The organism is Bradyrhizobium sp. NBAIM08 (assembly GCF_020193935.1).
GTDB classification, from domain to species: domain Bacteria; phylum Pseudomonadota; class Alphaproteobacteria; order Rhizobiales; family Xanthobacteraceae; genus Bradyrhizobium; species Bradyrhizobium yuanmingense.
In genome coordinates this window covers 20,667-34,316 of the sequence record NZ_JADYVR010000007.1, presented here as the reverse complement: position 1 = coordinate 34,316, position 13,650 = coordinate 20,667, and the positions used below count along the sequence as shown (strand labels likewise).

Below are 13,650 nucleotides of genomic sequence, written 5' to 3'. Positions count from 1 at the left end.
TCACGACAAAGCTCCGGTCGCATCGCGGCCGGAGTTTTGCGTTGAGCTAGCCGGCCTGCCGCTGCCGGCGAAACCAGGCCCAGGTCTCGCGCGTCGTTCTGATGTAGCCGCGGCCGCGATGGACGATCTCGCCGTCGACGATCGCGTTCAGCTTCGGCAGGGCGTGAAAGGGGATCGAGGGATAAGCGTGGTGCTCGACATGATACGGCATGTTCCACGCGAACCATTTGACGATAGCACCGGTGTAAGTCGTGCGGGTGTTCTGAAAGGCGCTGCGGGTGCGGTCGCAACCGGTATGCTCGGCGTAGAGATAGGGCCGCAGGAAGAACTGCCCGATCACGAGCGGCACGATCCAGACCCAGAGCAGCAGCGCTGAAGAGAACCACAGCGACAGCGCGAGCAGCAGGGCGTAGAGCGCGACATAGGCGCGCGCCTCGGCAACGATGGTGCTGCGCTTGCTCTCGGGAATCCATGGCACGACGACCTTGCCGGTGATCGCGTGGCCGAGCATCAGCCGCAGACGGCCGGCGACCTGGAGCAGGCCGCTATAGGCGAGCGCAAGCTGGGTGTCGGACGTCGGCTTCACGCCAACGATCAGCTCGGGATCCCTTTCCGGGTCCTGCGTGAAGCGATGATGGTCCCAGTGAAACAGACAGTAATATTCGTAAGGCAGCCCGATGATGAACGCCGAGAGATAGCCGACGCCGAGATTGAGGCCCCGGCTCCTGAATGCCGTCTTGTGCGCGGTCTCGTGCACCGCCATGAACAGGAAAGCAACGACATAGCCCTGCACCACCATCAGCGGCAGCGCCCAGAGCGCGCCCCAGCTCGACGAAACCCTCCAGATCAGCACGCCCACCAGCACAATCACGCTGTAATGGCCGAGGCTCTGCACCGCACCTCTGATGTTGGAGCGAACCGACAATTCGCGCAGCGTGGTGGGCGTCAGGGGCTTCAGGCGATGGCCGGCGTCCGGAATGGTTGCGTCGCTCATGGTCGGTTGCGTGCCCTACTTGCGGAGAAGCTCGGCGATCTCGGCCTTGATGAAGGCCTGGTCGCGGGGATTGTTGATGGGATTGCCGGCGCGATGGCCATGCAGCGACGGGATCGGATGCAGCACCGCCGATCTCGCGTTGACGAGCTTGCCGAGCTCGTCCTCGTTGTCGTGCACGTCGAAATAACGGTCGGTCGCGCCCGGCATCAGCAGCATGTGGGCCTTGATCGCGGCCAGCGCGCGATCGAGATCGCCGGCGAATGCTGCACAGCGACTGATGTCGCCACGCTGCCAGATGCCGATCTGCGCCAGAAGATCGTTGGCATCGCGCCGCGCGAAGGTCGCATCCCAGGCGCGGACGAGATAATCCTCGAGTGAAGTGAAGCCGGCCTCGCGCCAGAGCTCGTCGCGGTAGAAGCCGTGCGACATCGCCCAGCCGGCATAGACGCGTCCCATGGCGCGGTAGCCGGCAACGGGTTTTTCGAGGAAAAGGCCATCGCGGAAGGCGGGATCGGCCGTGAGCGCGGCCTTCACGCTTTCAAGGAAGACGTAGTTGTAGGGTGCGCAGCGGGCGCTGCCGCAGACGACCGCGGCGCGCTCGACCATGTCCGGATGCAGCGCCGACCAGTGATAGGCCTGCATGCCGCCCATCGACCAGCCATAGACCAGCGCAAGCTTCGAGATGCCAAAGCGCTCGGTGAGCAGCCGGTGCTGGACCGCGACGGCATCGTGATAGCTCACTTCCGGGAAAGGCGCGGGCGTGTTCGAGGGCGACGACGACAGGCCGTTGCCGAACAGGTTCGGGATGATGATGAAGTAGTGCGTGGGATCGAGCACGCCGTCGGGCCCGATCAGCCATTCAATGTCGGTGTGCTGGGCGCTGAACGAGGTCGGATAGAGGATGACGTTGTCTTTGGCCGGGCTCAGCGTGCCGTAGGTCTTGTAGGCGAGCTTCAGCGCGGGAAACACGGACCCGGATTGGAGCGTGACGTCGCCAGCCTCGAAGATGTCGTAGTCGCGCTGCGCCGTCATGCACTCAGCTCCCGCTCACGGAGGCCTTCTCGGCGTCCGCGATGCATCGATCATGCCGGCTTTCGCCGGATGCGTCGCTTTACTTATAGTGTACTATTAGTACAGTTATTCGGCGCCGGCAAGATGAATCCGGTCCGCAACCCGGCTCAGGCGATGGCCGCGAGATAGCGCGCGACCGACGCAGCAAACGCCGCCTTGGCACCGCTGGCGATGTTGCGGCCCCACCAGGCGCCATAGATCCGGTCGAAGGCGAACGGCTCGACGGCTGACGCAATCCGCCGCACCGCGGCGGCGTTGAGCGGCATGTAGTTCGGATAGGAATACATGAAGCTGACGAAGCGCCGGTCCATCGTCACCTGCGCGATATCTCCCGTGAGCAGCGCGCCCTTGCCGTCCGCACCACGCGCATAATGCAGCACGGTGGCGCCGGCGAAGTGGCCTCCGGTGCGCAGCAGCAGCACGTCGCCGGAGAGGCGATGGCTTTCGCCGGTCCAGTGCACGATCGCCGGATGAGGCCGCGTGACAAAGGCGCGATCGTCGGCGTGCAGATAGACCGGCACGCCACCGAACCTGTCGCTCCAGTCGGCGACCGCGCCATAGTAATGCGGATGCGAGATCGCGATGGCCTTGAGACCGCCGAGTGCTGTGATGTGATGGATGGCCTCGTCGCTCGCGAGTGGAATGCAGTCCCACATTACGCAGCCGCCGCCGTCGGGCACCAGCAGCGCTCGCTGCCCGATGGCAAAGCTCGGCTCCATGCCGATCCCGGTCAGGCCGAGATCGTCGCGCCCCACCAGTCGGTGCTTGCGCGCGAGCTCCTCGCGCGTGAGGAACGCTTGACCGTCCCAGCCGACGAACTGGCGCTCGTCCTCGCAGATCGGACAGGCCGCAGGGGGTTTTCCGCTATCCGGGAATTGAGCGCCGCAGGTTGCGCAGGTCCAGAGGGGCATCGCGCTGATCCATCATGATCCAGTCTTGCAAGACATGACGTCGCACTCGCCGGATCGCAAGAGCAACCGGAACCAACGCCATGAGAGCAGGTTAAGTTCTGGTCCGCCCGGGCACCCGCCCGCCGAGTCCGCATCATGCGAGATCCGATTCGATCGGCAGCATCAAGTTCAGCGTCTCGATGACATCTCGCCCTTCAACGTCTCGCATCTGGCCCCTGTTCGCGCTCAATTTCTTCATGGCCGACATGCAGTCGGGCATCGGGCCGTTCGTCGGGGTCTTCCTTCAGGAACGCGGCTGGGCGACCGGCCTGATCGGCACGGCAATGACGATCGGCAACGTCGCGGGCATGCTGGTCACGACTCCGATCGGCGGCTTCATCGATTCCAGCCGCAACAAGCGGCTGTGGGTGATCATTCCCGGCATCTGCGTTGTCTCGGCGTCCGCAATCATCCTGATCTCGCAAAACTTCTGGGCGGTGACGTTCTCGCAAGTGGCGCAATCGCTGGCGAGCGCCGCAATCGTGCCGGCCGTCACGGGCATCACGCTCGGCATCGCCAAGCAGAAGGGCTTCAATGCGCTCAACGGCCGCAACCAGGCGTACAACCACGCCGGCAACATGGTCGGAGCCGCGCTCTCAGGCTATCTCGGCTACAAGTATGGCTATTTTGCCGTGTTCGCGCTGGCGGCCCTGTTCGGCGCCATCGCGATCGCTTGCGTGCTGATGATTCCGGCCAAGGCGATCGACGATCGCGCCGCGCGCGGCAGCAAGGAGGACGATTCCAAGGCGCCGCCGGATGCGATGACGATGCTGCTGAAGCACAAGGCGTTGCTCGTGCTTGCTCTCGCCCTCGCGCTGTTCCACCTCGGCAATGCCGCGATCGTGCCGCTGTACGGACTTGCCGCGGTCGCCGAGGGACAGGCCAACGGCCCGAGCTTCGTCGCAACCACCGTGGTGATCGCACAGGGCGTGATGATCGTGACCTCGCTGATCGCGATGAAGGCCGCGAGCAAGCGCAACTACTGGCCGATCATCTTGGTCTCCTTCATGTTCCTGCCCATCCGGGGCGTGCTCGCCTTCTTCGTCACGGGATGGTGGGGCGTCGTGCCGATGCAGGTGCTCGACGGCATCGGCACCGGGCTTCAGACGGTTGCCGTCCCCGGCATGGTCGCGCGCTCGCTCAACGGCACCGGCCGCATCAATCTCGGCCAGGGCGCCGTGATCACCGTGCAGGGCGTCGGCGCGAGCCTCAGCCCGGCTCTCGGCGGCTGGATCGCGCAATGGATCGGCTATGGGCCGACCTTCCTGCTGCTCGGCGGCTTTGGCCTGGCGTCGATCGCGCTGTGGCTGGCCTTCAGTGCGGCGGTGAAGAAGTATTGAGGTTCTCCGGCGCCTGGCGGTCGCGGCGCAGCGTGCTCGATTTGCCCAATAAGGAGGCTGCGGCACCTCGTCGCTGGCTCAGCGCGTAGGTGCGAGTGGTTTTTTGCGCAATCTGGCGCATTTCTAGTTGCCGCATCCCCGGCGCGCCGACGAAAGTGCGGACCGCAATGAATCGGCAATAGGCGTTCCGGCGATCGATGACCCAGCCGCAGCTCTCATTCGATGGCGACCCGAACGGTGCGGCCTATGAACAATGGCGCGAGCAGTTTTGCCGTCAGGTAGCGAACGTCGATTTCGTGCCGGTTGGTGAAGGGCGCGTTCACCGAACCATTGCGCCTGCCATTCTTCCCCGCCTCAGACTCTCGGCCTCGTTCGGCACGCCGATGTCCTTCGTGTCATTGGGAACGAACGACGAGTTGGTGATCACGACGTCGCCCAATTCGGCATTGCGTGGGGCCATGGGGAAACGGCCACTGGAGGTCGCCGCCGGCGACATCACGATCGGCGATCCCTCGATCAAGGGGGCCCAAATCACGCAACTGGCGTATGGTAATTTCCAGACCGCGCTGCTGCCGCGAAAGGCCCTGCTGCGCGCCTGCCCGAATGCCGAGGACCTGATCGCGGGGTCGATCTCCGGCGCCAACCCGATCACATCGATGTTCCTGCGATATTACGATCTCGCGCATGCGCACGCGGACAAGCTCGCGCCGGCGGAGCTCGACGCGGTCTCGCAGCACCTGTTCGACCTCGCCGTCCTGATGCTCGGCGCACGCGGCGATGCCGCCGAAGAGGCTCGATTGCGCGGCCTTGCGGCGGCGCGCTTCGAAGCGCTCAAGTCCGACATCCTGGCGCAGCTGGACAGCCCCGCATTGTCGCTGTCCGACCTTGCAGCCACGCACCGCATCAGCGCGCGCACGATCCAGTTACTGTTCGAGAAGGCCGGCATCACCTATAGCGGCTTCGTGCTGGAGCAACGATTGCTGCGCGCCGAACGACTGCTGCGAAATCCTGCGATGCGCAGCCGCAAGATCATCGAGATCGCGCACCTCGCCGGATTTCACGACGTCTCTTACTTCCATCGCGCGTTTCGCCGCCGTTTCGGAGCGACGCCCGACGACGTCAGGAAGCTGGCTGGCGAGGCCGAATAGGCGAGTTCGCCGCGACGGCGCCGGAACGGCGCCTGCTACGTCCCAAAGCTCTTCTGCACCGCCTTGTCGAGCGTCTCGCCGCCGACGAAGCGCTGGCGCAGCTCGCGCTTGAGCAGCTTGCCGCTCGGATTCTTCGGCAGGGCGTCCACGAAGATCACGCGCTTGGGCACCTTGAAGTGGGCCATATGGCCGGCGCAATGTCTGATGACGGTTTCTTCGTCGAGCTTTGCCCCGGTCTTGACCACGACGATGGCGGTCACCGCCTCGATCCAGCGCGGATCGGGCAGGCCGACGACCGCGACTTCGGAGACCTCCGGGATGCGATAGACCATCTCCTCGACCTCGCGGCTGGCGACGTTCTCGCCGCCGGTCTTGATCATGTCCTTGACGCGGTCGACCACGGTGATGTGGCCTTCCTCGTCGACCGTGGCGAGATCGCCGGAATGAAACCAGCCGCCGGTGAATGCCGCTGCGGTCTTGACCGGATCGTTGTAATAGCCGGAGAGCAGATGCGGCGAGCGATGCACGATCTCGCCGACTTCGCCGACCTTGACGTCCTCCATCGCTGTGTTGACGACGCGCGTCTCGACGTTGAGCACGGGCTTGCCGGCGGAGCCGGCCTTGCGGAGCTGATCCTCCGGCCGCAGCACGGTCGCGAGCGGCGCGATCTCGGTCTGGCCGTAGAAATTCCAGAACTTTACGGCCGGCAGCCGGCGCTGCAGTTCGAGCAGCACCTCCACCGGCATGATCGAGGCGCCGTAATACCCCTTCTGCAACGTCGACAGATCAGTCTTGTCGAAGTTCGGCGAGCGCAGCATCGCGATCCAGATCGTCGGCGGCGCGAAGAACGAGGTGATCCTGTGCGCCTGGATCAGCGCCAGGATGTTGTCGGCGGTCGGCTTGCCCGTGATCACGCCGGAGGCGCCGAGATAGACCTGCGGACCCAGGAACACATCCAGCTGCGCACAATGATAGAGCGGCAGAGCGTGCAGGAACTTGTCGTCCACGCTCATGCCGCCATCGATGATGCAGCTGACATACTGCCACATCACGGCTTCATGGGTCAGCATCGCGCCCTTGGGCAGCGATTCCGTGCCCGAGGTGTAGACGATCTGCGCTAGATCGCGGCTGTCGACCGAGGCGTCCAGGAACGAGCCGTCGGGATGCAGGAGATCGTCGAAGGTGGTGAGGTCTGCAGGCGGCGCGGCCGGATCCTCGCCCGGCAGCCAGATCATCTTCTCGACCGCGCAATCCTTCGCGCTCGCCGCGCGTGCCGGCCCGACGAAATCGGGTCCGGTCGCGAGCAGCCTTGCGCCGGAGCTCTTCAGGATGAAATTGATCTCGTCCGGATTGAGCATGAAGTTGATCGGCACCAGCACCGCGCCGATCCGCGCCGCCGCGAAGCGTAGCGCAGCAAAGGCGTGCGAGTTGCGCGAGAGCACGGCGAGGCGGTCGCCCTTGCCAACGCCGAGGCCGAGCAGGCCGCGGCCGAGCCGGTTGCAGATCGCATCCATCTCGGCAAAGCTCCAGCTGACATCGCCGCAGCTCACCGCGAGCTTGTTCGGCTCACGGCCTGCGGAGCGGCGCAGGAGATCGCCGATGGAATGCTCGCGCGCTTTCGAGATGGTGGCTGCGGTGTCGCCGGTCATTTCTTCCCCGTGGAATTTTCGCTTGGCACAAAGGCTGCGAGCTTTCGCGTTTCGCGGAACGTAGTCGGCGGTGTCAGCGACGTCAAATTGCACGCAGGCAAATCAAAACTCCCGAAAACAACCCCATGCACAGTAGACGGTGGTTGCAAAATCAAGGGGTTAGGTGGGGAGCGGGATTGGGTGCGGGTCGGGCCGGATTTCAGGAGCCCAAAAGCCGAGGGATCGTGGTTTGACTCGCCTGTCCGGCTCGCCCAAGCGAGCCGAGGCGAATTGGCCGCGATCGTTGCCGCCATTCCGAATGACGTCTCCCGTGATTTGCTTCGTCGGGCAAAACAGGAGCATAGTGGCATCATCGCAGAAGGTCGGACAGGCCGGGGTCTGGCTGCGCCTTTCGCCGGCGAGCGAGTTGCGGTCGAGGCTCGTTAGGGCTTTGCTTTCTCCGACGTTGGCCGATGCACAGTCGGAGTTGGTGCAGTCCAACACTGTCACCGTCATTCGCCTCTTGATCAAGTTAATTGATTGCCTTCGACAAAAGAGAGCCTACCCGGCCGGCGTGCGTTTCGCCGCTTGCTGGCTTTCTGCTCTACTATTGGTGGCGCCGCCGACTGGCGCTCTGGCCAAGGGAAGCGTTCATGAGTCGATCGGTGCATGTTCCTGTCGGAACTTTCGATAGTCTGCGCTACGGCTTTGCGCAGGTTGCGACTGTCCCCACACCGTTTGGCGACGTTGTGTATGTGTCCGGCCAGGTTGCTTGGGACGCAGAACAGAACGTCGTTGGCGCTGGCGACATCGGCCGTCAACTCAGCAAGAGCTTAGAAAACCTTAGCGTTGCGCTGGGATCGGTCGGTGCGAAACTCGATCAGGTGGGTGCGTTGCGGCTCTACATCAAGCAGAGTCACCTCCACGAAGGCAAAGCCATCAGCAGCGCCCTCAAGGCGGCGTTCGGCGACAATCCGCCGTGTACGACCTGGATTGGAGTGCCAAGCCTTGCCAGAGATGAGTTCCTCATCGAGGTGGAGCCTTCTGCGGTTTTCCTGGCGCGAAACGGCTGATTGCAAGCGCGGGGTGATACTCGACCGTAAGCGCCGAACGGACTGTGGCAGGAGCATTGCGTTTGGCCGTAAGGAATTACGGTGGCAGCACACTACCCTTCGCACGATGCGCTGTCTGGAGCTCTGGGCCCGGGCCAATATGTGGACTGTCACCGTAATTCGTTACTGTTGAAGCCCGCGCAGGCAAGTCGTCGAAGTGTCGTTTGGTTCGCGAGTTCATTTCTCACATCGGGTTTAAGTTTAGTTTCTCTCTGCCGCGTTTGAACCTTTCGAGCTTTTCGTGCTTTTTTCATCAGAAGCACATGTTGCACATAGGCGCGTGGGGATATCCGCCTCGTGAGCTTGGAGATCCTGCACATTTAGATTCGCTTCAGAACCGCGGCTCGCAAGGGCCAGCAATCGTTTGGCAAGTTGCTCACGCGTCATCGCCATCATTGCCCCGCGCGCCCCCTCGTACCCGCAATTGATAGCGGCAAGTCCTTGGCCGAAGCGTAGAGCCGACAAAAGCCTGGGCTTTTGGAGCGTATCAAAGACCTTTGCTCCAGATGCCCCTATTTGGTGGATGAGGCCTGCGCTGGTCCAGTCACCTGCGCCTGCTCCATCGACGAAGAGAGGTGTCTTGAATGCCGGCAATTCACTCCAGTACCCCCGCCAGCGAACTCTCAAGCCGTCCTCTGCCAGCGTTTCCACAATGACCTTGGGACGTTGGGCTTCTCGAAGATCGCGTACGTGCCCAAGCCGATCGTGGGAGAACTTCAATACATGACAGAGATCAACCGCTTTTTGGAACTGCTTTTCATCCCCGATTGAAGAAGGCTCGAAAACGATGAGAGCGCCTTTCTCTTTGGCCCATCCCGCAACCTTGATTGCCGCCGGCGATAAGCGATCCATGTAGAATGCCTTCGGCACAATCTCGGACTGCGTTACGTCCGCGGCTTGCTGGAGAGTGGAGGCGCGAAAGCGCGGAAGCCATCCTCCACATTCAGGACATGCGAGTGAAAACCGGTGAACGCGCTTCCCTTTTTTATCCTCAACGAACCGCTGGATTACGATCGGCGTCTGAACAGCCTTCTCGTCTGATAGAAACTGACTATCGACCCCAATACTTTTGAATTCTTTCCGAATGGTGCCTGCCGCCCAATCCTTGCCAAGGCGCGCCACCGGATAACTCTTCCAGCCGAGCCACGCCAGAATGGCAAGGACGTTACCGCATGACCCTCCAGCGGCGACGAACTCCTCTGAGCGCCCCTCAACGATGTCTGCTGCAACGAAGCCTGCGCCTACGCAAACGGGATGACGGGTCGCGGCCTTCAGTGTCAGATCGATGCGCGTCATTTTTCCCAGTCTCCACGTATCCAAAGCGAGTAAACTTCTATGCCGGCGTCCACCGTATCACCGGGTTCGCCGTAGGTAACTGATTCGACGTAGGGAATGCCGACATTCACTTTATCTGGACCACCACTATTGGCTTTATGGTCGTAGCAAGCCAACAAAGCACCGATGGAGAGAAGCTTACTCGACAGCGGTGACACAAATACCTTACAGCCCCCGAGATCACTGAGAGAGTCGCGGTACCGGGTTATCGCTCCATAGATCTGTCGGTAGGCTTCAAAAGGATTGTACTCAGCCGCATAGAGGATGTTTGCTGGCTCCACGCGGAAGTCATCGAATAACAGCTGTCGATATTCCTCGACAAGACGATCGCCACGCCGCGGATCACGGCTCGGGAACGGCAAGATCGGACAGATTTCATCCGGGTCGAGTTCTGCACGGATGCGCTCCAGCCGCGCGCTTTGCCCCTCACCGAGAACCGGAAACCAGACGCGAGGGAGATTGACTGTGCTCTCTGCCGTAAGTTGGCCCGAGAAGCCGACAAGCGACGTAACGGTGTCGCTCAGGCTTCCTGCACCCAATCGCCCGTCCGAGACAACACTTTCAGCGACGACAACATGTAGATTGACGGACGGGCCGCCATTTTGAGCTAACTCGTCGAGAAGCGCGACCAACTGAGCGATTGCGGTCAGGCCGACGGTGCGCGGCATCGCGCTGATGTCAACGATGACATCTGAATACCCGGCAAGCTCGTCGCGGCGCGTGACTGCTGCACGAGTATTTCGCGAAGTGACGTGGCTGTTCCCGGCCCCGCGCATTCGAACTTCAATCTCGGTTAAGCGGCCACCGAAAATCGACCTAAAAGCAGCCGCGTTGGCGTCGATCTTGCTTTGTGCTTCCGGAGTATCCGTTTGCCCATTCCGATACCGAAGAACCCACCCGTGCAAGGACGTTACTTTTCCTAGGCCTAGGATACGCTGAGGAACCAGCGCCGCGCGGGCGTCGAAACCTCGTCCAACAACAAACAGAAGTTTGCGCGAGCCATCGCCAAGGCGCCCTTTCCAATAGGCGTCGAGCTCAGCCCCCGCAAATAGCTGGTAAGGGTCCCATCGCATTGTCCGTGTAGTTTTAGACAAGCGACTTCTCCGTTACTGCCGCGCGTCCCCGAGCCAGCCATTCGGTCAATTCCTTGAGAGATTTTTTTCGCCATCCGCCATAACCGAGCGGGAGATCAAAGTGTGCACAAAGAACCCTATTGAGATTGAAAATAATGAGACTCTCTCCCTTGTTCTTGTGATCAAGGGTTGGCTCAAGAAGGTTCTGCGATACAAGGGCTGCCAACATCGAACGCAATTCACTGAATGTTGCGGATTCTCGACCGCCATCAATGAGGCGAGCGCGATCTTGCATTGTAATGCCGAAACCAGTGACACCAGGAGGATATGGCGCTGACGGCCGATAGGTCTGACCCGCGCAAAACGCGCCAACAGCCTCAAGAAAGCGTCGAGCCTCATAGCCCTTAGGCACACGCCGAGGGATTCCTTCCCAACGTCGCTCTGCAGCGCGCTTCAGAATAAGATGCTGGCGTTCAGCATTGAGAATAGAGTCAGCACCGCGCCGAACGGCTGTCTTGGCAGCAAGTTCTTCAAAAAGATCGCCTGCAAGTTCTACGAACTGGTCAACGTTTGACGAAGACAGCATGGCGAGTTTTTGCCGCCCGAAGTAGATCGGCGCCTTCGCCTCCTTGGATAGGAAAATCTCTGCCGCTGCCCTAACGGCTGTATTTTCCTTATCGCTTAAGTCTTCTTCCGTAAGTGCATCGAAATCAAAGGCGCGCTGGGACTTGGCAATGTCCCGTTCAATCAAAATCTCAAGCTCGCGCCAGCTCAACGCGCGATCACGAGAACTTCCAGTCACAGTTCGGCGCTGCGCCAACCATTGTGAATACCGCTGCTGCTGCCCAATCCGTGCCAGTAAGCGGCGCTCGATCGCGCCACACTGGGCTTCAAAGACGCTATCCCAGTCTGCTGCATCAAGCTCCTCGGCGAGGGCCGGGAAAAAGGCACGACCTTGAAAACCATCAGCATCACGAGCCCGAAGATCCGCGATTTGATCAACGAACTTAACGTAAGCGACACTACGCTTCCGCCAGCGCCGCTCCAGTCGAATTTCGCCGTCGTAGTCCCGGTCTTCGAGCGCTCCCTCGGCGAGCAAGTCTTCCGCGGGAAGAGCTTCCAATCGTTCAGCAATCCAAATCCCGCAAGGCAGGCGCGCGTTCGCGACCGTCTCGCGCAACCACTGGCTTTGTTCATCACCTAAAAATTGTAGGTCATCGAGGAGCAACACTCGCTTCTGTAGGATCGGCCCCGCCGCATCGGTGAGCTGAGCGGTTGCAAGCCATTGGAGAGCTTCAAGTCCCGACGCGGCCTTGGGCATAGGCTTGTCTTCGCCGCCCAGGTCATCGAGGATTTCGAATACGCTCTCCTCGATTTGAGACGCCCATTTGTGCAGATCGACCCCCGTTGCGACGGCGGGCAGTGTTGCTCCATCTACGGGCTGCCAGGACGCGCGGATTTGTATCAGATCGTCTGGATACGTTTTTTCAGATCGCTCTAGAGCAGCGCGAAGGGTGGCGAGTACGATCCGCGCGTTGACCAACGCCCGGAACACAGCCGTAGATCTCGGTCCACCGTTCCCGACCTCATCGAGATCACGATACTCATTTGTGAATCCGATCATGACGCCGAGAATTGTCGGACCGTCTGCGGATAGCGCGCCAGCCTTTACCAAGGCGTCTCGCGTCGGGCGGACGTCTTGATCATCCTGCATGCGAAAGATTTTGCGTAAGGGGCCGGGTGTCAGCAGGCGAAGAAGCGTCGTCTTTCCGCCGCCGGGCGCACTGCGTAGGAACACAACACCTGACCATGGCTCGTCAGCATCGTTCAATAGGTCAAGTGCACCCGCCGCGAACAGACGAACAAATTGCTCGTCATGCACGGAGCGTTTCGAAGCACGTAGGCGGAATGGATTTCGCATCTAACCTCCGCGCTTGTGCCGGCTGACACGAGGGAAAAGACCCGTGAATGTCTGCCGGTATTCGCCCCATAGAAGGTAGATTGAATTGTTTGGCGCATTGTGCGGCAAGATCAACGGAAGACGGCAATCTGCATATCCTAACCGCATGGAGGTTCCACCGACCTCCGCATGCTCGTCGTCAACCTCCTTGTCAAAATATCGATCGTCGTTGGCCAGTGCGATGATATCGCGATCCCGATCGGCGTCGAGACGCGCCTCCTTGGGAAGAGCGTGCACCACGCTCAGGCGCACTGTACCTTTCGGATAATTGTACTTCTTCAGCTCTGCTTCGATATGTTCGATCGCTTGATGAGCAGCGACATAAATGCAAACTATAACGTCAAGGTTGTCTTTCGCCACAATCTTATTAAGAGAGCTATTTTCTTCGCAGAGCTTCTGTAAAATTTTTGGAATCTTACCGTCCCAAGCGCCTTCTTCAAATCGGATGTATGAGGTTCCGCTAGCCGTAAAATCATCGAGCAAGCAAATGGTATGAAAGCGCGCCTCGTCGTCGGTAGGCTCCCGGCCCAGTTGTGATTTGAGCGCCTTCTTGAGCTTGGCTCCCATCGAAGCAGCTTTTTCATCCGAGATATCGTAGGCGTGCCAAAGCTGCTCATTACTAACTTCAGGGTGCGAGCGGCGAAACACGTCGGTACGCGCGCCATCGCTCAGGCCAAGAAAAAGCGTCTGGCGTAATATTCGTGAATAGGCTGGACTGGCGACGACTTGCTTGCAGCGCTGAGGATCCGCCGATGAGGCGACCGCGGCCTTGGTGATGAGACCGGGTCGGATTACGACAGGAAATGCTAGCTCAATAAGATGGCGTATCTCTGCGTTGGAGACAAAAATCAAACGAGTCCGAAAGAACTCATAGGCTGCCTTTCGTTCTTGAAGGGTCTCGAACTGCCGCAACCAAAGCGCGAGACTCTCAATGAATCGTCGTCCCGGCGCGTACTGCTGATATTCGTCATATTTATAGCGCGCAAGGTCCTGAAGGATCGGGCGCTCCCGAGCCTTTTCTTCATCCGACCAATGCATG

At 60.6% G+C, this 13,650-nt stretch carries 11 protein-coding genes; 3 read left to right on the top strand and 8 right to left on the bottom strand.

The window, feature by feature from the left end:
- Positions 1-46 precede the first annotated feature (46 nt).
- The 3 genes from I6F37_RS23655 to I6F37_RS23645 all read right to left on the bottom strand — a co-directional run bounded on the left by I6F37_RS23655 (position 47) and on the right by I6F37_RS23645 (position 2,976).
- Positions 47-994, bottom strand: a complete 948-nt coding sequence (locus I6F37_RS23655; protein WP_035997212.1) for a fatty acid desaturase — start codon at positions 992-994, stop codon at positions 47-49.
- Positions 995-1,009: 15 nt separating this feature from the next.
- On the bottom strand, positions 1,010-2,026 hold the full coding sequence (locus I6F37_RS23650) for an alpha/beta fold hydrolase (protein ID WP_035997209.1): 1,017 nt from the start codon (positions 2,024-2,026) through the stop codon (positions 1,010-1,012).
- A gap of 146 nt (positions 2,027-2,172) precedes the next feature.
- Positions 2,173-2,976, bottom strand: coding sequence for an MBL fold metallo-hydrolase (locus I6F37_RS23645; protein WP_035997206.1), 804 nt, complete (start codon positions 2,974-2,976; stop codon positions 2,173-2,175).
- A 179-nt stretch (positions 2,977-3,155) separates the two neighbouring features.
- On the opposite strand from I6F37_RS23645, the gene I6F37_RS23640 reads away from it, so the two are divergent.
- Together I6F37_RS23640 and I6F37_RS23635 are read left to right on the top strand one after the other, a co-directional pair.
- On the top strand, positions 3,156-4,355 hold the full coding sequence (locus I6F37_RS23640; protein ID WP_035997203.1) for an MFS transporter: 1,200 nt from the start codon (positions 3,156-3,158) through the stop codon (positions 4,353-4,355).
- Between the two features lie 197 nt (positions 4,356-4,552).
- Complete coding sequence (locus I6F37_RS23635) at positions 4,553-5,503, top strand: AraC family transcriptional regulator (RefSeq protein WP_035997200.1); 951 nt, start codon at positions 4,553-4,555, stop codon at positions 5,501-5,503.
- Positions 5,504-5,538: 35 nt separating this feature from the next.
- Here I6F37_RS23635 and I6F37_RS23630 read toward each other — a convergent pair whose 3' ends face one another.
- Positions 5,539-7,152 (bottom strand): acyl-CoA synthetase, encoded by a 1,614-nt coding sequence (locus tag I6F37_RS23630; protein ID WP_035997197.1) that lies wholly within the window; start codon positions 7,150-7,152, stop codon positions 5,539-5,541.
- Between the two features lie 515 nt (positions 7,153-7,667).
- Here I6F37_RS23630 and I6F37_RS23625 point away from each other — a divergent pair.
- On the top strand, positions 7,668-8,204 hold the full coding sequence (locus I6F37_RS23625; protein ID WP_225140841.1) for a RidA family protein: 537 nt from the start codon (positions 7,668-7,670) through the stop codon (positions 8,202-8,204).
- Between the two features lie 240 nt (positions 8,205-8,444).
- On the opposite strand, the gene I6F37_RS23620 is transcribed toward I6F37_RS23625, so the two are convergent.
- Genes I6F37_RS23620 through I6F37_RS23605 form a run of 4 tightly spaced genes read right to left on the bottom strand, consistent with a single transcriptional unit; the run spans position 8,445 to position 13,649 of the window.
- A complete protein-coding gene (locus I6F37_RS23620; RefSeq protein ID WP_035997193.1) occupies positions 8,445-9,539 on the bottom strand; it encodes a PfkB family carbohydrate kinase in 1,095 nt (364 codons plus the stop codon).
- Positions 9,536-10,672 carry a hypothetical protein gene (locus I6F37_RS23615; protein ID WP_157783950.1) on the bottom strand — a complete coding sequence of 379 codons (1,137 nt, stop codon included), beginning with the start codon at positions 10,670-10,672 and terminating at the stop codon, positions 9,536-9,538. Before I6F37_RS23615 ends, I6F37_RS23620 begins: the two co-directional genes overlap by 4 nt.
- Entirely contained in the window at positions 10,665-12,572 is a 1,908-nt protein-coding gene (locus I6F37_RS23610; RefSeq protein ID WP_157783949.1) for a hypothetical protein, read from the bottom strand. The genes I6F37_RS23615 and I6F37_RS23610 overlap by 8 nt, the downstream gene beginning before the upstream one ends.
- On the bottom strand, positions 12,573-13,649 hold the full coding sequence (locus tag I6F37_RS23605) for a hypothetical protein (RefSeq protein WP_225152839.1): 1,077 nt from the start codon (positions 13,647-13,649) through the stop codon (positions 12,573-12,575).
- Between the last annotated feature and the right edge of the window lies 1 nt (position 13,650).